Raw genomic sequence first — 24072 nt, forward strand, 5'->3', positions numbered from 1 at the left:
AGCAAAGCCTTACGCGTATACGTACGCGCGAGGGTGGCGATGGTTCGCGGGCGGCGTCAAGCCTGCGTGCTGAGGCTCACCTTGCCCCCAACATGGCGCACCAGGTTGCCGGCCAGTTCCAGCTCGAGCAGCGCCAGTTGCACCGCAGCCGCGCTTTCCCCGGACTGGCGGATCAGCTCGTCCACCGCGACCGGGGCGGCGCTGAGGAGGTCGCTCAGCACCGCAGGCTCGGCTTCGGCCCACTCTTCGCGCGAGGGTTCCCATGCGTGGGCAGTATCGCGCAGCACGCTCCGCGGGCGGCCGGTAAAATCGCGCAGCACCTCGATCACGTCATCTGGCGTCTGCACCAGCACGGCGCCGTCGCGGATCAGCTGGTTGCAGCCGCTGGCGCGCGCGTCGAGCGGGCTGCCGGGGATGGCCATCACCTCGCGCCCGGCCTCGCCCGCGAGCCGCGCGGTTATCAGGCTGCCCGATTGCGGCGCGGCCTCGACCACCAGCGTGCCGGCGGCAAGCCCGGCGATGATCCGGTTCCGGCTGGGGAAATGGCTGCCGCGCGGTTCGGTGCCGGGCGGCTGTTCGGCGATCAGCAGCCCCTCGGCCGCGATCTGTTCCTGCAAGGTCGCGTGCTGCGGCGGGTAGGCGATGTCGATCCCGCTGGCGATGACACCGATTGTGCGCGCGCCAGAGGCGCTGAGCGCACCCTCATGCGCCGCGCCGTCGATCCCGCGCGCCAGCCCCGAAACCACCGCGAACCCCTCCCCCGCCAGCGCGGCGGCGAAATCGCGCGCCAGCTTGACTGCGGCCGCGCTGGCATTGCGCGCGCCGACCATCGCGACGCAGGGGGCTAGCGCCAGTTCGCCCTGCCCCCGACAGGTGACGATCGGAGGCGCACCGCTGATCTCGCGCAGCAAGGGCGGGAAGGCGGGCTGATCGTGGAACAGATAGCGGGCGCCGGCGCGGCGCACCGCCTCGACCTCGCGCTCAATGACTTCGGCAGGCGCAGCGCGGTAACGGGCCTTGCCCCGCGCAGCGAGGTCCGGGAGCGCCTCGACCGCCGCCGCCGCGGTGCCGAAACGGGCGAGCAACTGGCCGTAGGAAACCGGCCCGATGTTGGGCGAGCGCAGCAAGCGGATGCGGGCGAATGCCTCGCCTTGCGACAGGGTCACCCCTTGCGGCCCACCTTGGGTTCCGTCCCCGCCCGCAGCCGGGCAATATTGGCCCGGTGGAGGAGCACGACGATGGCCGCCGCTGCGGCCAGGAACGGGGTGAATACGCCCCAGCCCGTCAGCCATGCGGCCACCGGGGCGGCGATCGCGGCAGTGATCCCGGCGAGGGAGGAATAGCGCCAGATCGCCAGCATCCCCAGCCAGGCGAGTGCATAGACCACGCCGATCTGCCAGGCGAGGCCGAAGCACACGCCGGCAAGCGTCGCTACGCCCTTGCCGCCCTTGAACCTCAGCCAGACGGGGAAGCAATGGCCGATGATCGCGCCCAACGCCGCCGTCCCGACCAGCCATGGATCGGACCAGAATTCCACCATCCCTTCGGCCGACGCCCATAACCGCCAGGCGAGCCACACGGCGAGAAACCCCTTACCCGCATCGAGCAGCAGCGTGGCCGCGGCCAGCCCCTTATTCCCGGTACGCAGCACATTGGTCGCGCCGATATTGCCGCTGCCGATGGCGCGCACATCGCCCAACCCCGCCAGCCGCGTCAGGACGAGGCCGAAGGGGATCGACCCCAGCCCGTATCCAAGCAGAAACGCCAGCAGCCATTCCATCGGGTCCGACCTCGCTCCCATTTGCGGGCGCTTGCCGTCAGCGCCGCTTTGCCGCAAGGGCGCTACCCGACAAGCACGGGTCGGCACAAGCACCGCCGCATCCGCAACGGAGCGTTTTTCGTGGACCCGGCTGCCCCCATCCTGCTGTTCGATTCCGGTGTCGGCGGCCTTACGGTGCTGGCCGCGTTGCGACGCGTGCTGCCCGAAGCGCCGGTAATCTATGCGGCCGACACCGCCGGCCTGCCCTATGGCAGCAAGAGCGAGGCGGAGATTGCCGCGCGGGTGGCGGGCCTGCTCGGCCGGATGACCGAACGCTGGCACCCGCGCCTTGTCTGCATCGCCTGCAATACCGCCAGCACGATCGCGCTCGGCATAGTCCGCGAGGTCCTGGAGGTGCCGGTGGTGGGCACCGTCCCGGCGATCAAACCGGCGGCCGCGCTGACCCGCAGCGGCGTGATCGGCCTGCTCGGCACGGCGGCCACCATCCGCCAGGGCTATGTCGACCGGCTTGAGGCCGAATTTGCTGCCGGCAAGCGGTTGATCCGCCACCCCGCCCCCGGCTTGGTCGCCGCTGCCGAAGCGAAGCTGCGCGACGAGTTGGTCGAACAGGCCCTGATCGACGAGGCGGTCGCCGGCCTCCGCGTGCAGGCGCAAGGAGGGCAGATCGACGCGGTCGTGCTGGCCTGCACGCATTTCCCCTTGCTCAGCGAGGAACTTCAGCGCGCGCTCGGGCCTGATGTCCGGCTTGTCGACGGAGCGGAAGGCATCGCCCGCCGGATCGCCCATTTGACCGACGGCCAGACTTTTGCCCGCACCATGCCCGACCGCGCAGTGTTCACTGCCGACCCCGCTGCGAACCCGATGCGCGCCGAAATGCTCGCAGCCTACGGTCTCACCCAAATCGAACGCTTCTAGCTGCGAATCGTTTGCAAAGATCGCGGTGGCAAAAGCCGCCAGAGGGGCGTATCCGGCGGGCAAACACGCCCACAGGGCGCAGCGGACGGGCCAGCCCTTGAACTACGACCAGATCTTCGACCAGGCGATCGACCGGCTTCACGAAGAAGGCCGCTACCGCGTGTTCATCGACATCATGCGTAACAAGGGTGCCTATCCCAATGCGCGGTGCTTCCACGGGCATAACGGGCCCAAGCCGATCACCGTGTGGTGTTCGAACGACTATCTTGCCATGGGCCAGCACCCCAATGTCATCGCCGCGATGGAAGCTGCGCTGCACGATGTCGGTGCGGGCAGTGGCGGCACGCGCAATATCGGCGGCAACACCCATCTCCATGTCGAGCTTGAGAACGAACTCGCCAGCCTGCACGGCAAGGAAGGTGCGCTGCTGTTCACCAGCGGCTATGTCTCCAACGACGCCACGCTCTCCACCCTCGCCCGCGTGCTGCCTGGCTGTGTGATCTTTTCCGACGAATTGAACCACGCCAGCATGATTGCCGGCATCCGCAATTCGGGCTGCGAGAAGCGCGTGTTCCGCCACAACGATGTCGCGCATCTGGAAGAATTGCTGGCCGCAGAAGCGCCCGAAACGCCCAAGCTGATCGCGTTCGAAAGCGTCTATTCGATGGACGGCGACGTTGCCCCGATCCACGCGATCTGTGATCTTGCCGACAAATACAACGCGCTGACCTATATCGACGAGGTCCATGCGGTTGGCATGTACGGCGCGCATGGCGGCGGCATTTCGGAACGCGACGAGGCCGCCCACCGGATCGACATCATCGAAGGGACGCTGGGCAAGGCGTTTGGCGTAATGGGCGGCTACATCGCCGCTGACAAACGGGTGATCGACGTCATCCGCTCCTATGCGCCGGGGTTCATTTTCACCACCTCGCTCAGCCCGGTGCTGGTCGCCGGCGTGCTCGCGGCCGTGCGCCATCTCAAAGAGTCGAGCGAGGAGCGTGACGCCCAGCAGGCCACCGCCGCCGCGCTCAAGCAGCATTTCCGCAATGCCGGGCTGCCGGTGATGGACACCGCCACGCATATCGTGCCGCTGATGGTCGGCGACCCGGTGCGCGCCAAGCGGATCAGCGACATTCTGCTGGCGGAATACGGCATCTATGTGCAGCCGATCAATTTCCCCACCGTGCCGCGTGGGACCGAACGGCTGCGGTTCACGCCCGGCCCCGCGCATACCGACGCGATGATGGCCGAAGTAACCACCGCGCTGGTCGAAATCTGGCAGCGGCTGGACCTCGAACTGCGCCGCGCCGCCTGACCGGGCAGAGGCCGTCATTTTATCGGCTTATTAACCATCACGGTTTAGCGCTTTTTCCCGGTCGCTGAGGGTTGGGAAAGCGTGCGTTTCGATGGCTTCAGGGTTCCTCAACAGGTTTGCCGGACGTGCCGCTGCCGCGCCGCGAACCGCTGAGCCAGCCTCAGGGATTGAAAGGGTAGCCGACCGCCTGCGCATCCTGGACGAAGCGGAACGTGCCGGCATCGCCTGGTTGTGGGCGACAGATGCTGCCGGCAAGCTGATCTATCTGTCCGACCGCGCCCTCGCCGCGCTCGGGAAAGATATCGCTGATCTGGTCGATCAACCGTTCGATCGCCTGTTCCAGGTGGATGAAAACGCCGATTATACGTCGCGCTCGCTCAGCTTCCAGCTCAAGGGGCGCACCCGCATCCACGACCAGACCGTGCGCTTCGCCCACGGCGTGCCGGCCAACGCGTCGTGCCAGACATGGTGGAGCATTAATGGGCTGCCGCAATTTGACGAGGCGGGCGAATTCCAGGGTTTCCGCGGCAATGCGTCCGACATCACGGTCGATTACGAACGGCAGATCGCGGATTCGCGGATGGCGGATTTCGATTCGCTGACCGGCCTCGCCAATCGCCACAATCTCGACCGGTTGCTCGACCGCACATTGGCGGCCTATCGCAGCGCCGGCCGCTCATGCGCGCTGCTGATGCTCGATCTCGACAAGTTCAAGCATGTCAACGACACGCTGGGCCACCAGGCGGGCGACAATCTGCTGCAACAAGTGGCGGATCGTCTGCTGGCCGTGGTCGGCGAGCGCGGCACGGTGGGCCGGCTGGGCGGCGACGAATTCCAGATCGTCGTGCCCGACGAGGATGACCGCGGCACGCTGGGGGAGCTGGCCGAAAAGATCATCAACCTGCTGTCACAACCGTTCCCGATCGAGGATAAGCGCGCGGTGATCGGCACCTCGGTCGGGATCGCGGTGGCGCCGTTCGATGGGGCGGAGCGGGAAGATCTGGTGCGCAGCGCGGACCTTGCCCTCTATGCCGCCAAGCACGGCGGTCGTGGCCAGTTCCGCTTCTACTCTGCCGACCTCAAGAACGAGGAGGAAGAACGCCAGGAACTACTCGATGACCTGCGCGATGCGCTGCAGGACGACACGCTTGACCTGCATTACCAACCGGTCGTCTGTGTCGATACCAGCCGCGTGGTCTGCCTCGAAGCGCTGATGCGCTGGGAGCATCCCGAGCGCGGCTTTGTCAGCCCAGGCGTATTTATTCCGGTGGCGGAAGAGAGCGACCTTATCAATCTGCTCGGCGAATGGGCGCTGCGCCGGGCCTGCGGTGCAGCGCTGGCCTGGCCCAGAAGCGTGCGTGTCGCGGTCAATGTGTCGCCTGTCCAGTTCGCCAATCCGGGCTTCGTTACAGTGGTCGCCAATGCGCTGGCACATAGCGGCCTGCCGCCGGAGCGGCTCGAACTCGAACTCGTCGAGAGCGTCTTCATGGGAGACAGCGAGGCCGCTGAGCGCACGTTCGCCGCGCTCAAGGGCCTCGGCGTGCGGCTGGCGCTAGACGATTTCGGGACGGGATTCTCCTCGCTCAGCTATCTGCGCGCCGCGCCCTTCGACAAGATCAAGGTCGACAAGAGCTTCGTCGATTCGTGTACCCAGTCCGATCGCAACAGCGCCAAGATCATCGCCGCGATCATCGGCCTGTCGAACGCGCTCAACATGGAAACGACGGTCGAGGGGGTCGAGGCATTCGACCAGCTCGAAGTGGTCTGCGAACGCGGGGCCAAACTGATCCAGGGCTTCATCTATTCGCGTCCCCTGCCCGAAGCGGAAGTCAATGCGCGGATCGCCTCGGGCAAATTCCTTATCAAGCCCGATGGCCCGGAAACCTATCGACCAGACCGCCGCTCGGTCTTCCGCCGCATCGGCGTGATTCACGAGGATTACTATTACAACGCAGTGATGCGCGACATTTCGCGGATCGGCGCGGGGGTCGAGGGGATCGTGGGACTCGAACCGGGCACACCGCTGGTGCTTGATCTGGGCGAAGGGCAGTTGATCGTCTGTACCGTGAAGCGCGTCAATGGCGCAGCCTTCGGGGTCGAGTTCGAAAGCTCGCTGGTCAATGACGGAGCGGGCGGGCTGTGCACCCGCCACCGCGTGTCGCCCTATACGATCGCTGCCGCCGGCCTCCCCGCGCGTCCCGGCACCGCCGGCCCGACCGAAGGCAAGCGCAACGAATCGAAACCGCGATTCATGGAAGTTGCGGTGGGTGCAAGCGCGCAAGCCGGCAGTGCGCAGGCGGACTGACACAGACGGCCAGCCCGCCCAACGGGGGTTCAGCGCAGACTGACGACGTTATCGGCGACGCCGCGGGGATCGGCCCGGTCGCCGCGATACAGGCTGGCCATCGGCTCGTCCTCGACCACGATCTGCTCGGCCGCGCCAAACCCGTTGAAGGTGGTCTTCATCGCCGCGCCATAGGCGCCGAGCATCCCGATCTCGATATAGTCGCCCGCCTGAATGTCCGCCGGCAGGGCGAACGGGCCCTTCATGTAATCGGCATCGTCGCAGGTCGGGCCATAGAACGCGAAGTCCTGCTCGCCCTCGATCAGATCGTCCTCCAGCGCGCGCACCGGGAACCGCCACTCGACGTGGGCGGCATCGTAGAGCGCGCCATAGGCCCCGTCATTGATGTACAACTCGTCGCCCCGGCGCTTCTCGACCTTGACGATCAGCGAGGAATATTCCGCGCTGAGCGCCCGGCCCGGTTCGCACCACAGCTCGCTCGAATAGGAAATCGGCAGCGATTCGCTGGCGCGGAAGATGACCGCGAAATAATCTTCCAGCGGCGGCGGCTCCATCCCCGGATAGACGCTGGGGAACCCGCCGCCGACATCGATGATATCGACCAGCACCGAGGCTTCGACGATCGCCGCGCGCACGCGCTCGAGCGCCTGGACATAGGCGAACGGCGTCATCGCCTGGCTGCCGACATGGAAGCAGACGCCCAGCCAGTCGCAATGCTGGCGGGTTTCCTGAAGCAGAGCGGGCGCATCGACGAGATCGGCCCCGAACTTCGACGCCAGCGACAGTTCCGAATATTCACTCGACACGCGCAGTCGAACCAGCAGCTTGAGGTCGGCCGCAGGGGTGCCGTCCAAGGCGCGGCAGGCATCGACGATCTTGATCAGCTCTTCCTCGGTATCGAGGCTGAAGGTGCGCACGCCGTGCTGGTGATAGGCTTCGCGGATCGCCGCCGATGTCTTAACAGGGTGCATGAAGCACAGCACCGCCTCAGACAGCGTCGCACGCGCCATCCGCACTTCAGTGATGGACGCGACGTCGTAATGGGTGATCCCGGCATCCCAGAGCACGCGCAGCAGGTCGGGCGACGGGTTGGCCTTCACCGCATAGAGCGACTTGCCCGGAAACTTCTCGACAAAGAAGCGGGCGGCGCGCGCGGCGGCGTGCGGGCGATTGAGCAATACGGGTTCGTCAGGCGCGAGGGCGCGAACTACAGACCGTGCGTCAGGATAGATGTGCAACTCAAGGGACCCCCAAACGGTTCGTCAGACAAAGCAGCCTTGCGGTTTGGGAAGTCCCCCCCTTTGCAGGGGAGCTTGGCTGCGGAGGGCGGATATAGGGCGGGTCAGATGAATCGCAAGTGAAAAGCGGACGGGCGTTTGCCACTTTCTGCAGGGTGCCGGTCAGCTTAGCCGGCCACGGAAATCCTCATAGCCGAACGCGCGGACCTGCTCGAGCTGGTCAGTATCGCTGTCCCACAGCCAGATAGACGGCAGCGGCACACCGTTGAAAGTGTTGGTCTTGACCATCGAATAATGTGCCTGGTCGAGGAACGCGAACCGCTCGCCCGGCTCGGCCGGCACCGGCAGGCGGTAATCGCCAAGGACATCGCCGGCGAGGCAGGATGGCCCGCCCAGACGGATTGCCTCCCCCTCTTCCACCTCGCCCAGCATGGCAGGGCGATAGGGTGCCTCGATCACGTCGGGCATATGGCAGGTGGCGGAAATATCGGTGATCGCCACCGGCAGCCCGTTCCAGTGCGAATCGAGGATGGTCCCGACCAGGATGCCAGCATCGAGCGCCACGGCTTCGCCCGGCTCGAGGTAGATCTCGGCGCCGGTATCCTCCTTTGCGTCGCGGAGGAATTCGATCAGCTCCTCGCGCTGGTAATCGGCGCGGGTGATATGGTGGCCACCGCCCATGTTGATCCAGGTCAGACCGTCGAAATACGGCTCGATCACGTCGAACACCGTGTCCCACGTGCGGCGCAGCGGCTCGAAATCCTGTTCACACAGATTGTGGAAGTGGATGCCGTTGACCTGCGCCATGATCTCAGGGGTGAGCTGGTCGATCGGGAAGCCAAGGCGGCTGCCCGGGCTCGACGGGTCATAACGCGGCACCTCGCCGCAGGGACACAGCGGATTGACCCGGAGCCCAACGTCAAAAGTCTGCCCCGCCGCGCGGGCGGCATCGAGGATCGGTTGATAACGTTCGAGCTGGCCGGGCGAATTAAAGATCACGTGGTCCGACAGGCGGCAGACCTCGGCCAGTTCGTCCGGCTTGTATGCGGCGCAATAGGTGGCAATCTCGCCGTCGTAGAACTCGCTCGCCAGCCGAGCTTCCCACAGCCCACTGGTGCAGACGCCGTCGAGATATTCGCCTATAATCGGCGCGACCGACCACATGCTGAACGCTTTGAGCGCAGCGAGCACCTTAATATCGGCTTCATCGCGCACCTCAGCGAGAATCTGCAGATTGGCCCGAAGCCGCGCCGCATCGACCACGAAAGCCGGGCTATCGACGCGGGTAAGATCAAACCGGGCAAACGCCCCCGGATCGCCGGCTCTGGTTTCCATCAGAAGTCGACCGGCCCGCTCAATTCCTCGACCGTCCACGGTAGCCCTTGGGTGTTGAGCATGTCCATGAACGGATCGGGATCCATCTGCTCGATGTTGAACACGCCCGCTCCCGACCAAATGCCCTGCACCATAAGCGCACTGCCGATCATCGCCGGGACGCCGGTGGTGTAGCTGACGGCCTGGTTGCCGGTTTCCTCGAACGCCGCCTCGTGCGAACAGATATTCTTGATGTAGAACGTCTTTTCGCCAGAGCCGTCTGCCGCCTCGCCTGTGGCGATGACGCCGATATTGGTATTGCCCTTGGTGGTTTCGCCCAGCGTCTCGGGCTTGGGCAGCACTGCGGCGAGGAATTGCAGCGGGATGATATCCTTGCCCTGATAACGGATCGGCTCGATCGCAGTCATGCCCACATTCTGCAGCACGGTCAGGTGGTTGATATAGGCATCGCCGAAGGTCATCCAGAACCGCGCGCGCTCCAGTTCGGGCACGAATTTGGCGAGGCTTTCCAGCTCCTCGTGATACATCAGATACATATTCTTTGGGCCAACGGCCTCGAAATCGAAACAGACCTTGTTGGCCATCGCCGGCGTTTCGACCCATTCGCCGTTTTCCCAGTGCCGGGCCGGCGCGGTCACTTCGCGGATATTGATTTCCGGATTGAAATTGGTGGCGAAATGCTGCCCGTGATCGCCGCCATTGCAGTCGAGAATGTCGAGCTGGCGGATGGTCTTGAGCTTGTGCTTCTTGAGCCACATGGTGAACACGCTGGTCACGCCGGGATCGAAACCCGACCCCAGCAGCGCCATCAGCCCGGCCTGTTTGAACCGGTCGTGATAAGCCCACTGCCATTTATATTCGAACTTCGCTTCGTCCTTAGGCTCGTAATTGGCGGTATCGAGGTAGCTGACGCCCGCTTCGAGGCAGGCATCCATGATCGGCAGATCCTGATAGGGCAGCGCCAGATTGACCACCAGCGAGGGCTGCACCTTGCGGATCAGATTGACCATCGCGGGCACTTCTTCCGCGTCGATCGAATAGGTTGCGACATCGCGGCCCGTGCGCTGCTTCACGCTCGCAGCAATCGCGTCGCACTTGCTCTTGGTGCGACTGGCGAGGTGGATGTCGCTGAAGATTTCCGGGTTCATCGCCATCTTGTGCACGCAGACCGAGCTTACCCCGCCTGCCCCGATGACCAACACTCTCGACATCTCGTGAACTCCGCTATTCGAATCTTGCCCGCGCCCTAGCCGCTGCGCGCCCCGGCGCCAACATTGCGCCCGAAGCTGTAAAGCCGCGGCCGGTGATTTTGTGCCGCGACGTAACCTAACCTTCGCGAAACAGTCACCGTGGCGTCTCCTGCCCGCTCTACGCGCCGCTGCACACCATCAGAGGGCTCGCCATGATCTACCGCTCCGCTGCCGTTTTCCTGCTCGCCACCGCTTCGCTGCTACCGGCTACGGCGCTGGCCCAGCAGGCCGCTGACGCACCCGCACCGGCTGACGCCAGCGAAGAGATTATCGTCACCGCACAGAAGATCGAGCAGCGCTCCGTCGATGTGCCGATCACTATCTCCGCCGTCACCGGCGAGCGGATCCGCGAGCTGGGTGTTAGCGACCTCGACGAGCTGTCGGCCTATGTGCCCGGTCTCAACATTCAGGAGCAGAGCGCCAACAACCCGGGCGTGGTGATCCGCGGGATCACCTCGGATTCGGGATCGGCCCAGCAGGGTCCGCGCGTGACGCTGTATTATAACGGCATCGACATTTCGCGTTCGCGCGGATCGTATCAGGCGATTTACGATCTGGAACGGGTCGAGGTCATCAAGGGGCCGCAGGCGACCCTGTTCGGCACCGCTTCGGCGGTGGGCGCGATCAGCCTCACCTCGGCGCGGCCGCGCGCCGGACTGTCGGGCGAACTTACGGGCGGGATCGGCAATTTCGACCAGCGCCTGCTCGCCGGCCATCTCAACGCCGGCAACGACACGCTGGCCGGCCGCATCGCCTTCGAAATGCGCAAGCGCGATGGTTATGTCGAAAACCTCAGCGCAGCGCAGGACAGCGAATTGTATGCGCAGGACCAGCTGGGCGTGCGCGGCAGCTTGCGCTTTCGCCCAAGCGATGCGGTCACGGTCGATCTGATCGGCACCTGGGACCGGCAGCGCAATGGCGGCACGCCGTTCATTTCGGGCAATCTCGCCACGCAGGACGGGCCGGCCAACCCGTTCGGCCGCGCCAATCTGGGCGGCTCGCCGCTATCGGCCGCGGTGCTCGGCCTGCCGCAATTGGGGCTCGAGCGCGATGTCTATGACATCAACCTGACACTGAGCGCCGATCTGGGCCGCGGGGTCACCTTCACCACGGTCAACGGCTATCGCAAATTCGACAGCCTCGAAGTGTTCGACGCGGATGGTTCGGCGGCCTGGTATCTCGAATTTGGCGAGCTCGCCAAGGGGTGGCAGGCGAGCCACGAAGGGCGCTTTTCCTATCAGGACCCGAGCTGGCGCGCGACCTTCGGCTGGAACGTGTTCCGCGAAGATGGCAGCCAGGCGGTGCCGTTCTCGGGCGAGGAAGGCACGTTCATCCAGTGCCTGACCAATGCGCTGCGGGTCGGCTGCGTTGCGCCTGACGGGTCCGTCCCCGCTGCCGGCGCTACCCGCGTGCTGACCGGCGGCGCGCTGACGCAATTGCCCTATGCCTCGCGGTTCGAAAACCAGGGACGCAATGATTCCTATTCGATGTTTGCCGATGTTACCTGGATCCCGGCCCCGGCGATCGAGCTGACGGCTGGCGCGCGGCTGCTGATCGAACAGCGCCGTTCGGGCTACATCGCCAGCGTGCCCACGCCGCGCCTGCCCGCGCTGCTGCCGGCCGCGCTGCGTGCGCAATTGCTGGGTGCGCTGCCTTCGCTCGCCTTCAGCCTGGTGCCGGGGCAGTCGGATACGGGCGGACGGACCTTTACCGCCGATGCCAGCTATGCGGCGGTGCTGCCGCGGTTCAACATCCTCTATCGGCTTGGCGAGCGGGCGAATGCGTTTGCCACCGTATCCAAGGGGCGCCGTTCGCCGGTGGTCCAGCTTGGCGCTGTCCGCACACCGGCCGGCGTTGTGCCCTCGCTGCAATTGGTACCGGAAGAAAATGTCTGGAATTACGAGGCCGGGCTGAAGCTGGCCGGGCGCGCCGTTTCAGGCTCGTTGGGGGTGTATTACCAGGTCTATGACGGCTTCCAGGTGGGCGTGCTGCAACCTGACGGGCGCACTGTCACGCAGAGCGCCGGGTCGGCCAGCAATCTGGGGATCGAGGCGGAAATCGCCGTGCGTGCATCCGACTGGCTGCAATTCTTCGGCAATGTCGGGCACATTTCCGGCGGGATCGACGAGGACAATTCGTTTGCCCCGCAATTCGCCGGTGCGCGCTTCCGGTTGCAACCGGAATGGCAGGGCGCCGCGGGCTTCACGCTTGATGCGCCGGTAGGCGGCGGGGCGCGGTTCTTCCTGACCCCGACGGTGACCTATCGCAGCCGGATTTTCTTCGAAGTGCCCAACAATCCGCGCCTCAGCCAAGGGCCGGTCACCCTGGTCAATGCGCGCGGCGGGGTGGCCTTTGACGACAACCGGTTCGAGCTGGCGGCATTCATCCGCAATGCGCTCAACGAGGATTATCTGCTCGACGCCGGCAACACCGGCGGCGCATTCGGCATTCCGACCTTCATCCCGGCAGAACCCCGCCTGTTCGGGGTTCAGCTCACCGCGCGGTATTGAGCTTTCTGAGGCACCTGTTGCGGGGTATGGCCGTGCGATGCCATCTCCTGCACAGGTCTCGCGGATACCCGATGCGGACGGCGTAAAGCGCGCCGCCGCGAAGATCGCCGCGCTGCTGCCGCCCACGCCGCTGCTGGCGTTTGAACATGAGGGCCGGCCAGTCTGGGCCAAGGCCGAAAGCCTGCAACCGGTCGGGGCCTTCAAAATCCGCGGGGCATGGAACCGGCTGAGCGATTTGACCCCGGCCGAACGCGCGGCGGGCGTGGTGGCGGTATCGAGCGGCAATCACGCGCAGGGCGTGGCCTGGGCGGCGCAGCGGCTGGGGATCGCCGCAACCATCGTCATGCCGTGCGACGCGCCCGCGGTGAAGCTGGCCGCAACGCGCACGCTGGGGGCCGAGGTGGTGCTGTATGACCGTCCGGGCGGCGAGGACCGTGATGCCATCGCCCGCGCCCTGAGCGAGCAGACGGGCCGTGTGCTGGTCCACGCCTATGCCGATCCGTGGGTGATAGAGGGTCAAGGTAGCGCCGGGATCGAGATTGCCGCGCAACTGGGCGAAGAACCCGCGCTGATCGCTACGCCCTGCGGCGGCGGCGGGCTGACCGCCGGGCTGGCGCTCGCCTGTCTCGGCGCCGCAATTGTGCCGGTCGAGCCCGCCGGGTGGGACGATGTCCGCCGCTCGCTCGCCAGCGGGCGGATCGAGGGGGTCGCGCGCCATGCCCCGGCAACGGCCTGCGACGCCTTGCAGACGCCGGCCACCGCGCCGGTCAATTTCGCCGTGCTGCAGGCGCGCTGCGCCTACGGCCTTGCCGTGACCGAGGCCGAAGTGCGCGCGGCGCAGCGGTTCGCCTTTGCCCGGCTGCGGCTGGTGCTGGAACCCGGCGGCGCGGCGGCGCTTGCCGCATTGCTCGCAGGCAAGCTGGCGCCACCAGCGCGCGGCGAGACGGTGGTGATGCTGACCGGCGGGAATGTCGATCCGGCGGCCTATGCGGCTGTGCTCGCCCGCGCCGATTGACAAGCCGGCGCGCACGCCGCAGGCTTGCGCGGTAACAGGGGGATGATTGGGATGGTGGCACAAATGCTTGCGCCTGCGGCAGTGCTGATCGCATGGTCGCTGGTGATGCTGGCGTGGACCGCGCTGACGCGGTTTCCGGCGATGAAGCGCGCCGGGATCGATCTGGCGAAGAGCGAACCCGGCGGGCGCGGTCAGGATCTTGACGGACGGATCGATCCGCGCGCGCAATGGAAAGCGCACAATTACGCCCACCTGATGGAGCAGCCGACGCTGTTCTACGCCGCTGTGATGATCATCGCGCTGCTCGGCGCGGCGGCGGGCGACTTGCTGGCGGCATGGGTCTATGTCGCGCTGCGGATCGTCCACTCGCTGTGGCAATCGCTGATCAACCGGGTGCCTGTGCGCTTCACCCTGTTCCTGCTCTCGACACTGGCGCTCGCCTGGCTCGCCGGCCGCGCGCTGGCGCTGACGCTGTTCGCCGACCCGGCGGTGCTGTCATGATCGGCATGGGTATCCTCCAGCCCGCCATCGGCCTGATGATCTGGACGATGGTCATGTGGGTATGGATGTACGCGACGCGCATTCCCGCGATGAGCCGCGCCTCGGTCGATCTCGACCGGCTGGCGCGGGATCCTGACAGCACGCTGGACCGTACGCTGCCGGCCGAGGTGCAATGGAAGGCGCATAATTACAACCACCTGCACGAACAGCCCACGCTGTTCTATGCCGTGGCGGTGGTGCTGGCGATCGTCGGCCAGGGCGACGGGACAACCGCCCTGCTTGGCTGGATCTATCTCGGGCTGCGCATCGTGCACTCGCTCGTGCAGGCGACCGCCAACCGCATCCAGGTGCGGTTCGTGCTGTTCGCGCTGTCGAGCCTGGTGCTGATCGCCTTGATCATGAAGGCGGCGCTGGCGGTGTTCTAATAGGCTGCGGCGGCGACCGGCGGCTCGGCCCCGATTGCCTGCGCGGCCAGATGGCGCTCGGCATCGAGCGCAGCCATGCACCCGGTGCCCGCCGCGGTCACCGCCTGCCGATAGACATGATCGGCGACATCGCCGCAGGCAAACACGCCCGGCACCGCCGTCTTGGGCGTGCCCGGCTCGACGAGCAGATAGCCGTTATCGTCCATTGGCAGCTGCCCCTTGAACAATTCGGTAGCCGGCGCGTGGCCGATGGCGACGAACGCGCCATCCACTTCGAGACTGCTGTCCTCGCCCGTCACGGTGTCGCGCAGCACCAGATGGGTCAGGCCGCCCGCCGCCGCGTCGCCGGCGAAGCGGACCACTTCCTTGTTCCACAGCACGTTGATCTTGTCCGAGGCGTGGAGTCGCTGCTGCAATATCTGTTCAGCCCGCAAGCTGTCACGCCGGTGGATCAGCGTCACATTGTCGGAGTGGTTGGTGAGGTACAGCGCCTCCTCGACCGCGGTATTGCCGCCGCCGATAACCGCCACACGCTTGCCGCGATAAAAGAACCCGTCGCAGGTCGCGCAGGCCGACACGCCCTTGCCGCCCAATTCCTGCTCGCCCGGCGCGCCCAGCCATTTCGCCTGCGCGCCCGTGGCGATGACCAGCGTTTCGCCGATATATTCATCGCCGCTGTCGCCGACCGCGCGGAACGGCGCGCCGCCGTCGATATCGACCGAGACGATCGTGTCCCAGATCATGCGCGTGCCGACGTGCTCTGCCTGGGCCTGCATTTCCTGCATCAACCACGGCCCCTGCACCGCATCGCGAAAACCAGGATAATTCTCGACATCGGTGGTGATGGTCAGCTGCCCGCCCGGTTGCAGCCCCTGCACCACGATCGGCGCCATCATCGCCCGCGCGCCATAGATCGCCGCAGTCAGCCCGGCCGGGCCGGAACCGATGATGAGCATTCGGGTGTGATGCGTGGCCATGAGATCTTTTTTCCGTGTCTGGTGCAGCGTCAGATGAGGCGCCGCCCGCTATTCGACAAGATGCGCGCGCAACCGTTCACGCTGGGCGCCGTCCACCTCCAGCACATCGGCAAGGAACGCGTCGAGAGAGCCGTGCGCGCTCTCCGCAGCAGTTCGTGCGGCATCGAGATAGGCGGGATGCACGCTCATCAATACGCGGACGGCCTGATCGTCTACCGCGCCATAGCGGTCGCGCACCGCCTCGGCTCCGGCGGCGATCCGCGCCTCGATATTGCCGGCTTCATTGGTCAGCAGGTAATCGGCCATCGCATCGTCGGGGTGAACGCCGAGCGCATGATGGGCCATCGCGACCAGCATCCCCGTCCGGTCCTTGCCGGCAAGGCAGTGGACCAGGCTCGCGCCCTCCCCCTGCTCCAGCGCGGCGAAGAAGCGCCGGCCGACATCGATCAGCGCCGCGCGCTGGGGCAAGTCGGCATAAAGGCGCCGCATCGCCTCGTGCGCGGCGGCCGCGGTCAGGCCGCCTTGCGCTACCGCCTCGACATGGGGGGCAAGACCGGCCGTCTCGCCGTCATGGAAAATTACCTCCGCGCCGAAGCCGGCAGGCCGCGCGCAAGGATATTGCGCGCGTTCGCCATTGCCGCGCAGGTCGATCACGTGGCGCAGATCAAGCGCTGCGATACGTGCCAGATCGGCCGCGCTGGCATCGCGGTGCTGCCCCGACCGCCACAGCACGCCGCGCCGCACACGTCCCCCGCCCGCCACAGCATAGCCGCCATAATCGCGGAAATTGTGGACACCGTCAAAAAGAAGAACCCGGTCGTGCGCCATTGGCAGCGCTGTGGCAGGTCGTCCGCGCGCGGACAAGCATGACCGTGGAATTGGTAGCGGAGGAGGAACATATAGCGAACCTATAACATTCTGACATTGCTCGTTTTTTCCGCCCAACTCTTGGAAAATACCCCCACCGATACCCCCAGAATCCCGAATTTGCGCCAAACCGTTACAAGGGTGCGATCGGCCGACTAATGTTCGAAAATTGGCAGCTCAACCGCCTCATTGAACGGCGGAAGTTGGGCCGGTTGCTGACTGTCTGCTTTGGGCAGGCAACCAATGCAAATCGGCCATTTTGCTTCCGACCCCATGGCAGACCACCCATGTATGCCCAGCACCTGTTCAATGGCAGCCGTTTGTCGTGTCTCTACAATACATCAGGTAGCAGAAGCCCATGAAGTTCATCACTCTCAATCGCGCCTCGACCCTTTCCGTTGGGCTGAGCTGGCCGGGTTTCCGGCTCGTGAAGCAGCAATGCCGCTCGACCATACGCGCCTAATCGATACTTCTCTGCGCTTGGCGCAGATGCCATTGCCCGCTTCGTTCGCGACGGCTTCGTCTGGGTGGGTGCTGCATTTTCATCCAAGGTGGCCGCAGAAGCGCGCGCGATCCTGTGGGTGGCCACGGGATGCGATCCCGATGACTCGACCACCTGGACCCGGCCCGTCTCGAGCGGTTCGATCAGGCTCCGTTTCACGAAGCGGCAAACACAACCGCCCTGCATACAGCATTCGACCAGCTTGTGGGCAAAGGTCGGTGGCTGCCGCGGGGCGGACTCGGAACATTTGCTGTTGGCTTTCCATCTGCCGAAGAACCTGGAGACGACGGGTGGCACATCGAGGTCAGCTTCGCTTATGAGAAGCCCGACTTCATGGAGTGGCGGGCCAATGTGCACCGCAAGGGCCGCGCCCTGTTGATGCTGTTCCTATTCTCGGATGTGGGTATTCACGATTCCTCAACGCGCATTCGGGTCGGCTCGCATATCGATACAGCGCGACAACTCGCACCGGCCAAGGAAGCCGGTCTGACCCTTCGAGAGTTGACCTCGGACGGATTCGCCGGATCGGCCCATCGCCTGGAGCAACTGGCAACGGGTCCGGCCGGCAAGGTGTATCTGTGCCACCCTTTCCTCGTGCATTCTGCATATAAGGATTACGGTAAGTAGCCGCGCTTCATTGCGCAGCCGCCACTGCTACCGCGTGAGCCGATCAGTCTCGAGCGTTCCGACAATAGCTACTCGCCGGTCGAGAAGACTATTCTGAGGGCTTTGGGCAGGTGACGCGGTCAGAATTTGACGCAAAGGCGTGTCTGCCAGCATGACGCGCCTTGCAAATTATATATTGCGCACAATATAATTGGATACTATTTATCCTGCTGTCTAACCGTAAGGAGCTAACATGAAAAATCTCTACAACACTCGCGTTAACGCCTATGGTGGCCGCGCCGGAAAGGTCAAAAGCGAAGATGGCATTCTCGAGCTCGACCTCGCTCTACCGAAGGAACTCGGTGGCAAGGGCGACGCGACTAATCCCGAGCAACTCTTCGCTGCTGGTTATGCGGCTTGCTTCGAAAATGCCGTGATCCATGTAACGCGGGCACAGACCGACAAGGTGGGTGACGACGACATTGAAGTCTCCTGCCAGGTCGGCCTCTTGCCGAATGGTAATGACGGGTTTAATCTCGCTGTCACACTGGATGTCGAAATTGCCGGGGTCAATCAGGCAAAGGCTGACGAGATCGTGAAGAACGCCCACGCTGCTTGCCCCTATTCCAACGCAGTCAGCGGAAACGTCGATGTGAAAATTAATGTGTTCGCCCAATGAATGACGGAGTGGCAGCAGCACAGGACCCGCGCGATCCCTTGTTGCTCGATCGACAGGTTTGCTTTCCCCTTTATGCTGCCACCAACCTCCTCAGCCGCCTCTATGGCCCTGTTCTTCGGGAGCTGGGTCTCACCTATCCGCAATATCTGGTCATGCTGGTATTATGGGAGAAAGAACCCCAGACGGTGGGCTCCCTCGGCGCGCGGCTTTACCTCGATAGCGGAACTCTCACCCCTCTGCTGAAGCGTATGGAGGCCGCCGGCCTGGTTCGACGAACACGCGATCCGGAAGACGAGCGCCGAGTGGTTATCGAACTGACCGAGAGTGGAAAAATACTGCGCAACCAGGCAGTGTATGTTCCCGAAACCCTCGCGAGGGGGCGCAAATCCGAAGGGATTGACGAACTGCGGGACAGCGTGCGCAGGCTTGTCGAACTGCTTGCGGAGCAAACCGGCTCGAAGAGGTGAAGCCTCTCAGCAGGTGTCGCACGTCTGCGAGGATTGCCTGTCCGATCTTCGTGGGGCGTCCACTGGGACGCTTGGCGATAGTCGAGCGACCTTGCGATGCAGTTCGTTTCCTCTCGCCCGCCCGCGTAAATGAGGACTGCCGACCCGACTTTACAGACCTATCTCGACCGCAATGTCGCCGGTGCCACTCTACTGGTGGCACCCGAGACCGGACAGCCAACATCGGGCGATCCGATCCAAATCGTCCTGACCGGCCCCGACATGTTGAAGCTGCAAGAGCTGTCGCAGGACGTGCAGGCGCTGCTGGAAGACGAGGTTGGCGTAGTCGACGTTCGCGACAATCTCGGCAGCATCAAAGGTGAGATCGCACTTCAGCCAAACCGCGAGGCTTTCCGATGAATCGGCAAGGTCAGAGACGTCGAGCCGTTCCACCGACCTGGCTCTTGCCGATATCCCGTTCAACCATGGCCGCCGCATTTCTGGAGAATGGCCAGGCGCGGACTCTGTGGCTGTCGGGCGTTCACCGGAGAAGTGCCACGAAGGCCGATGCCAAGATCCTTGCCGGACAGGATCTGGACTATTCGCTCGACCCCTTTGATGACCAGAGCTTCTACCGGTCGGCCGCGCGTTCGCGCAATGCCGCGCTGGAAGTTACCGTGGGCGTGTCGCCCAAGGCCTCGCGGGTCTGGCTTGGCAAGGCAAATTCAATCGAAGGGTTTGCCGCTTCGGCGGCGCTGCTCATCAACGCTGTCGCGGCCGCGAAGCAAGGAACCGCCGAGCCATTCCGCTTTCTCGCAACCCCGGTGCAGGCGCTCGACCCTGCACAAGTCAAAGGCGGATAAAGACCGAACCCAGGTCGCTTTGTTGCCACCGTTCGAGATGTCCTTAAGCCCAATCCATCTCCGTTAAGCCGACTAATCCTATTGTCCGATATGGGCATCGCTCCGACGCCCTCGAACCGACGTCCGCTTTCGGAACGTAGCCCTCAATGCTCGGATGACTGGGATGAGAGGGCGAAGCCGACCTGAGCGCATGCCATGCGAACATCTGCTTCTGGCGAACCGCCGAGTTGGTGGTTAGGACCGACATTAGAGTCGCAACCCGCCATTCCACTTTTGACCATCCAGTCTACGCAAGCGCCAAGCCCCAGACTATTTGTCGAAACCCGGGCGGATCGGCGTTTTCTACTTGGACAAGGCGATGCGGGTAGAGTGGGCAGGCACAATCGTTTATGCTAGCCAAAGTGAGCCGGTTCTGTACGAAGTCATTCTGCCGTCGAAATGTGGGATCGCGTCGAACTGCCTTTCTCCTCGCGCACCTGACCCACGAATTCGAGAAGAAACGCAGTGCTCAAACCGAACATGACGAGGCCGTTGGCAGCCACGATCGCAGACAGCAGCCGCACATCCTGCGAGAGGATAACGTCGCCGAAGCCTAGCGTCGTCAGGGAAACCGTTGCGAAATAGAGCGCCGGTTCCAGCGCTTCGAAGGCACCCAATACAATAAACAGGCCCGCCCAAATCCAAGCCGCCAGCGTGATAGCGAGCAGCATCCATATCGTAGAAGCGGCAAGAAGCAAGGTCGCTCCAAAGCGTGTTGTTCGCGTGCGAGGCGGCGTGAAGCGATCATCGACTGAGAAGGCTATTGCGGCAAAACACGCTTGCATGATGATGGTAAGTGCAACGGTCACCGTTCCGATCGCGAGTTGAGCGACGATACTCATCGTTGATGATCCTCAATTTTATCAATTTGATTTACTCCTCCGATTATTATCAGTCTGCAGTGGAGTCTCGCTCATTCTGAGCTTCTACCCGCCGACAACAGCACGACTTGCACATGCAGTCCTCGGCCCGGCTTGGACCGGAACGAGACGGAGCCGCCTATGGCTTCGGCAAGTCCGCAGACGATCGCTAAGCCAAGGCCGGCTCCGCCCGTCTGTCGATCGCGTGACGGATCGAAACGGGCATAGGCCGTGCCTAACGTCAGTTGTTGGTCGGGCGCAACTCCCGGGCCATCGTCCTCAAACGACCAGCAGGTCTTACCGCCATCCGAAACATTCCTTACCGTGACGGTCGAGGCGTGGCGCAGGGCATTATCGACGAGGTTATCAAAAATCCGTCCGAGCGCGGTGGGATCACCCAGCACATGGCTTGCCGGCGAAAGGTCGAGGCCGATGCGGTCCTCATCTGAATGCAGCGCCAATAGATCACCAGTCAGAGCCGTAAGGTTGACCTCCACCGTCGCCCAGACCGCGGCGTCGCTCTCTTTATAGTAAGAGGGCGACGCTGCGCTTCGTGAAAGTTTTGAGGTCAGGAGAGAGGCTCCCGACCGGCCCGTCATGGAGAAAACTCATGGGCTCCGCCGCGAACCCGAACTGCCCGATCATCTCGATATCGCACGAGAAACGCCGGACTCGTTACCGACCGGCGAGTTCGCGATTTTCGAGGATGACCCGGATGAAGCTGCGCGCGCATCGGCCTTGCGGCGACGGATGCAAGGGCTGGCGCGACAGGCCTCGCAACCCCGACGACGGCATTGATCTGTAGGAGATCGTGATGCGAAGCGTTACTAAGGGTTTATCGAGACGCTCGGGCGGCGGTACGCCTCTGGCAGAACATTGCTCGACGAGATTCCAGAGCACATTGAGCCGGGGCCATCTTCTGGACACTCCGATCACGATGAATCCGAAGGATACTGAAATATCTTTAGGTTCAAACCAATGCAACGAAGTTACTGATTTATAAGATATGCGCCAGCTTACCGCCCATTCGTCGAAAAGACGACGCCAGTGCGAAGTGCAGCCATCACGAAATCAAGTTCCTTGTCCAGGCTGACGGATTCGCTGCCATGATATTCGGGACCCATGCCCCTCAGTATTTCATAATTCGGCAAGGAGAATAATAAGTCGAAGACTATCTTAGCGATCGCCGGGAAGTCTGAGAACGCAATTTCTCCGTTTGCGTAGCCGTCCTTTAGAATTTGGTTCATAACGCCGGTAACGTCAGCCACGGCTTTGGCCCTGATCTTGTTCTGCAAATCGGGGCGGTAATTGGCAAGCCATGTCAGCAAGGTCTGTATGCCGCGGCCTTCTGCGGTGAGCGAGGCTTCTAGAAATTTATGCGCAACGGCTTCGAGGCGCTCGCGAATGGGGCCATTGGCAGGAAGAGTGCTCACCGGACGGATGTGCTTCGCAATACCATAGTCCATCGTCGCACATAGCAGTTCATCCTTGGATTTGTAGCGTGCGTAAAGTGTTCGCTTCGATACGTGGGCCGAAGCGGCGATCGCGTCCATCCGGGACGCATCGAGGCCCTTAGCGATAAATTCCTGCAGCGCTTCCTGCAATATGTGCTCGCCTAGTTTCTCGGCCTCCTCTTTTGAAGGACGACCGCCGCTTGAGGTTCTGCGGGGAAGTGACATCTATTCTCTCACTATTGCATTGGTTCGGCCATCTGATCTGCTGCCCAGTAGGACGAGGCCTTTGTGGTATGGCCAGGCAAAGCTCCGCAGCGGGCAACGCGGACTAATGATGCCCACATGAACGCTTGCCTGCCGCAACGGAAAACGGCATGGTACCGGTGAGTTTACTTTCTTTCATCGCCGGCGCCAGCAAAAATGGCCTTTCCCCCAAGGCAATCTCTCCGATCGATCAGTGAGCCGAGCTTTAGCGGTTGGAATGCAATCTCTGTCTTTCGTAGGTTCGTAGGGTTGAAGCCATTGCGGAACTGCGATGGCCAGCGCCTTCCAGATAATATCCCGATCGGACCGATATCGGTTCTCCGTCTTTCTGCCCTTTTATTGCTGGTCGCCTGCGCCGCCTTAACACCGGCTTCCGCTCAAATCGCTCCTGTGGCGGAGCCGATGGCCGAGCAGGCCGCTGAAGTGGCTACCGACCCTTTCGGTCGCGAGACGCCGCGTGGAACGGTGACCGGCCTGATCAGCGCCCTGGCGGCGAAGGACTACACGAGGGCTGCTCACTATTTCCACCTGTCTGCGGAAGAGGATGAGGCTCAACTTGTCGATCAAGGAGCGATCTGGGCCACCAAGCTGCAAGCCGCGCTCGACCAACAGGGGACGCTCCTGCCTTTCGGTGCCTTGTCGAACGAAGCGAGTGGGCGTCTCGACGATGAACTGCCGGCCGACACCGAAGAGGTAGGCAGGCTCGGCGGCGAGGAAAGTCTGCCGATCCTTCTCACCCGGACCGACAGCCCTGTCGGCAGCGAGGTCTGGGGGATTTCGCAGGAGACCGTTGAAGCTCTCGAAGCAGTGTCTGTGGCGGCGACAAATCCGGCTGAACCGGAAGACGGTGAAAGCGCCGAGGTGGCCGGAGCCCCGCTGCAGGACTGGGCTCTCTTGCTCGGGAGCGCAGCCGGCAGTTTCTTTCTCTACTGGCTTATATCGGCCGGACTTCTGGCCATCATGCGGCGTTTTGTGGCCGACCGCGAGAAAAGCGCGATCTACCGCTTCACGCAGGCCGCCTTGCCGCCGCTCAGCCTGTTTCTCGCAGTGGTGACCTTCCACCTGTGGACGGGCAGCATCGAGGCGTCCATCGTCGCGCGCCAGACCTTGCTGCGCTATATCGGTATCGTTGGCTGGGTAGCGCTTGCTTGGTTTGCGCTGCGCCTGGTCGATGCCATCGCACGCGTTGCTAGTGCCCGGATGGAACGCCGCCAGCGGCGGCAGGCAGTGTCGGTCGTCGTCCTGTTGCGGCGTACGGCAAAGATAGTGCTCTTCCTATTGGCGACGGTAGCGGTCCTCGACACGCTGGGGGTCGATGTGACCACGGGCATTGCCGCATTGGGCATTGGCGGCATCGCCTTGGCGTTAGGCGCACAGAAGGCCGTGGAGAATTTGATCGGCAGCCTGAACGTCATCGCAGACCGCCCTGTTCAGGTCGGAGACTTCTGCCGCGCGGGAGATATTGTCGGCACCGTAGAGGATATCGGTATGCGCTCGACGAGGATTCGCACGAATGAACGCACGCTCGTCACCATCCCGAACGGTGATTTTTCCTCCCGCGAGATCGAAAACTTTGCCAAGCGCGACCGCTTTCTCTTCAATCCCACGATCGGCGTCGAATACGGTATCTCCGCAGGCCAGCTGCGCCGGGCCGTGGAGATTATCGAGCAGATCCTGCGCGATCACCACCTGATTGAAAAGGATGGCCTCCGTGCTCGATTTGCTCATTTCGGCGAGAGCTCGCTGGATATCGAGATCTGGTCCTACATCATGGTTGCCGATTACGCGGAAAGCCGACTGATCCGGCAGGAACTGCTGCTGGCCATTTTCGAGAGGTTGAAGGCAGCCGGTCTCGCTATCGCCTACCCGACGCGGACGGTCCATTTGGTGACCCAGGAGAATGACGTCGGCGCGTAGGTCGCC

At 63.5% G+C, this 24072-nt stretch carries 23 protein-coding genes; 13 read left to right on the plus strand and 10 right to left on the minus strand.

All coding sequences use genetic code 11. The annotated features are described in order from the left end of the window. Positions 1–56: 56 nt before the first annotated feature. Together dprA and plsY are read right to left on the minus strand one after the other, a co-directional pair. Positions 57–1166, minus strand: a complete 1110-nt coding sequence (dprA, locus tag ILT46_RS05995) for a DNA-processing protein DprA (RefSeq protein ID WP_199503727.1) — start codon at positions 1164–1166, stop codon at positions 57–59. Then, positions 1163–1801 (minus strand): glycerol-3-phosphate 1-O-acyltransferase PlsY, encoded by a 639-nt coding sequence (gene plsY / locus ILT46_RS06000; RefSeq protein ID WP_370592354.1) that lies wholly within the window; start codon positions 1799–1801, stop codon positions 1163–1165. Before plsY ends, dprA begins: the two co-directional genes overlap by 4 nt. Before the next feature lie 99 nt (positions 1802–1900). Here plsY and murI point away from each other — a divergent pair, with 99 nt between their 5' ends. The 3 genes from murI (at position 1901) to ILT46_RS06015 (ending at position 6318) form a co-directional block, all read left to right on the plus strand. After that, positions 1901–2695 carry a glutamate racemase gene (murI, locus tag ILT46_RS06005; RefSeq protein ID WP_199503728.1) on the plus strand — a complete coding sequence of 265 codons (795 nt, stop codon included), beginning with the start codon at positions 1901–1903 and terminating at the stop codon, positions 2693–2695. A gap of 97 nt (positions 2696–2792) precedes the next feature. Then, positions 2793–4013, plus strand: coding sequence for a 5-aminolevulinate synthase (gene hemA, locus ILT46_RS06010; protein WP_199503729.1), 1221 nt, complete (start codon positions 2793–2795; stop codon positions 4011–4013). Between the two features lie 91 nt (positions 4014–4104). After that, the gene (locus ILT46_RS06015; protein ID WP_199503730.1) at positions 4105–6318 is read left to right on the plus strand and encodes a putative bifunctional diguanylate cyclase/phosphodiesterase; all 2214 of its coding nucleotides are present in this window, start codon (positions 4105–4107) and stop codon (positions 6316–6318) included. Positions 6319–6347: 29 nt separating this feature from the next. Here ILT46_RS06015 and ILT46_RS06020 read toward each other — a convergent pair whose 3' ends face one another. The 3 genes from ILT46_RS06020 to ILT46_RS06030 all read right to left on the minus strand — a co-directional run bounded on the left by ILT46_RS06020 (position 6348) and on the right by ILT46_RS06030 (position 10102). After that, positions 6348–7556 (minus strand): type III PLP-dependent enzyme, encoded by a 1209-nt coding sequence (locus ILT46_RS06020; RefSeq protein WP_199503731.1) that lies wholly within the window; start codon positions 7554–7556, stop codon positions 6348–6350. Between the two features lie 162 nt (positions 7557–7718). Then, positions 7719–8891 (minus strand): carboxynorspermidine decarboxylase, encoded by a 1173-nt coding sequence (locus tag ILT46_RS06025; RefSeq protein WP_199503732.1) that lies wholly within the window; start codon positions 8889–8891, stop codon positions 7719–7721. Continuing rightward, positions 8891–10102, minus strand: coding sequence for a saccharopine dehydrogenase family protein (locus ILT46_RS06030; protein WP_199503733.1), 1212 nt, complete (start codon positions 10100–10102; stop codon positions 8891–8893). The genes ILT46_RS06025 and ILT46_RS06030 overlap by 1 nt, the downstream gene beginning before the upstream one ends. Before the next feature lie 191 nt (positions 10103–10293). On the opposite strand from ILT46_RS06030, the gene ILT46_RS06035 reads away from it, so the two are divergent. Genes ILT46_RS06035 through ILT46_RS06050 form a run of 4 tightly spaced genes read left to right on the plus strand, consistent with a single transcriptional unit; the run spans position 10294 to position 14592 of the window. Continuing rightward, positions 10294–12651: a TonB-dependent receptor gene (locus ILT46_RS06035; protein ID WP_199503734.1), complete on the plus strand. Its 2358-nt coding sequence runs from the start codon at positions 10294–10296 to the stop codon at positions 12649–12651. Between the two features lie 37 nt (positions 12652–12688). Next, the gene (locus ILT46_RS06040) at positions 12689–13666 is read left to right on the plus strand and encodes a threonine ammonia-lyase (RefSeq protein WP_199503735.1); all 978 of its coding nucleotides are present in this window, start codon (positions 12689–12691) and stop codon (positions 13664–13666) included. 51 nt (positions 13667–13717) lie between these two features. Continuing rightward, on the plus strand, positions 13718–14167 hold the full coding sequence (locus ILT46_RS06045; protein WP_199503736.1) for an MAPEG family protein: 450 nt from the start codon (positions 13718–13720) through the stop codon (positions 14165–14167). Then, positions 14164–14592 carry an MAPEG family protein gene (locus ILT46_RS06050; RefSeq protein WP_199503737.1) on the plus strand — a complete coding sequence of 143 codons (429 nt, stop codon included), beginning with the start codon at positions 14164–14166 and terminating at the stop codon, positions 14590–14592. Before ILT46_RS06045 ends, ILT46_RS06050 begins: the two co-directional genes overlap by 4 nt. Here the strand turns inward: ILT46_RS06050 and trxB are convergent. After that, on the minus strand, positions 14589–15569 hold the full coding sequence (gene trxB, locus ILT46_RS06055) for a thioredoxin-disulfide reductase (protein WP_199503738.1): 981 nt from the start codon (positions 15567–15569) through the stop codon (positions 14589–14591). The two genes, ILT46_RS06050 and trxB, sit on opposite strands and share 4 nt — an antisense overlap. Positions 15570–15617: 48 nt before the next feature. Beyond that, complete coding sequence (locus ILT46_RS06060) at positions 15618–16397, minus strand: tyrosine-protein phosphatase (RefSeq protein ID WP_199503739.1); 780 nt, start codon at positions 16395–16397, stop codon at positions 15618–15620. An 874-nt stretch (positions 16398–17271) separates the two neighbouring features. Here ILT46_RS06060 and ILT46_RS12120 point away from each other — a divergent pair. From ILT46_RS12120 to ILT46_RS06085, 5 genes are all read left to right on the plus strand, one after another. After that, positions 17272–17565, plus strand: a complete 294-nt coding sequence (locus tag ILT46_RS12120; protein WP_202393023.1) for a hypothetical protein — start codon at positions 17272–17274, stop codon at positions 17563–17565. A 232-nt stretch (positions 17566–17797) separates the two neighbouring features. Further along, on the plus strand, positions 17798–18223 hold the full coding sequence (locus ILT46_RS06070) for an organic hydroperoxide resistance protein (RefSeq protein WP_046903468.1): 426 nt from the start codon (positions 17798–17800) through the stop codon (positions 18221–18223). Then, positions 18220–18690, plus strand: coding sequence for a MarR family winged helix-turn-helix transcriptional regulator (locus tag ILT46_RS06075; RefSeq protein ID WP_046903469.1), 471 nt, complete (start codon positions 18220–18222; stop codon positions 18688–18690). The genes ILT46_RS06070 and ILT46_RS06075 overlap by 4 nt, the downstream gene beginning before the upstream one ends. Positions 18691–18819: 129 nt before the next feature. After that, positions 18820–19089 (plus strand): hypothetical protein, encoded by a 270-nt coding sequence (locus ILT46_RS06080; RefSeq protein ID WP_199503740.1) that lies wholly within the window; start codon positions 18820–18822, stop codon positions 19087–19089. Further along, positions 19086–19532: a hypothetical protein gene (locus tag ILT46_RS06085; protein WP_161485477.1), complete on the plus strand. Its 447-nt coding sequence runs from the start codon at positions 19086–19088 to the stop codon at positions 19530–19532. The genes ILT46_RS06080 and ILT46_RS06085 overlap by 4 nt, the downstream gene beginning before the upstream one ends. 422 nt (positions 19533–19954) lie before the next feature. Here the strand turns inward: ILT46_RS06085 and ILT46_RS06090 are convergent, their stop codons facing one another. The 3 genes from ILT46_RS06090 to ILT46_RS06100 all read right to left on the minus strand — a co-directional run bounded on the left by ILT46_RS06090 (position 19955) and on the right by ILT46_RS06100 (position 22110). Beyond that, positions 19955–20413, minus strand: a complete 459-nt coding sequence (locus tag ILT46_RS06090) for an ion channel (protein ID WP_087910621.1) — start codon at positions 20411–20413, stop codon at positions 19955–19957. A gap of 71 nt (positions 20414–20484) precedes the next feature. Next, complete coding sequence (locus ILT46_RS06095; RefSeq protein ID WP_082347913.1) at positions 20485–21030, minus strand: sensor histidine kinase; 546 nt, start codon at positions 21028–21030, stop codon at positions 20485–20487. A gap of 417 nt (positions 21031–21447) precedes the next feature. Further along, a complete protein-coding gene (locus tag ILT46_RS06100; RefSeq protein WP_053833462.1) occupies positions 21448–22110 on the minus strand; it encodes a TetR/AcrR family transcriptional regulator in 663 nt (220 codons plus the stop codon). A 441-nt stretch (positions 22111–22551) separates the two neighbouring features. Here ILT46_RS06100 and ILT46_RS06105 point away from each other — a divergent pair, with 441 nt between their 5' ends. Continuing rightward, complete coding sequence (locus tag ILT46_RS06105; RefSeq protein ID WP_063612715.1) at positions 22552–24066, plus strand: mechanosensitive ion channel family protein; 1515 nt, start codon at positions 22552–22554, stop codon at positions 24064–24066. Positions 24067–24072 lie beyond the last annotated feature (6 nt).

The sequence above is a fragment of the Qipengyuania sp. YIM B01966 genome (assembly GCF_016461955.1).
Lineage (GTDB): Bacteria > Pseudomonadota > Alphaproteobacteria > Sphingomonadales > Sphingomonadaceae > QFOP01.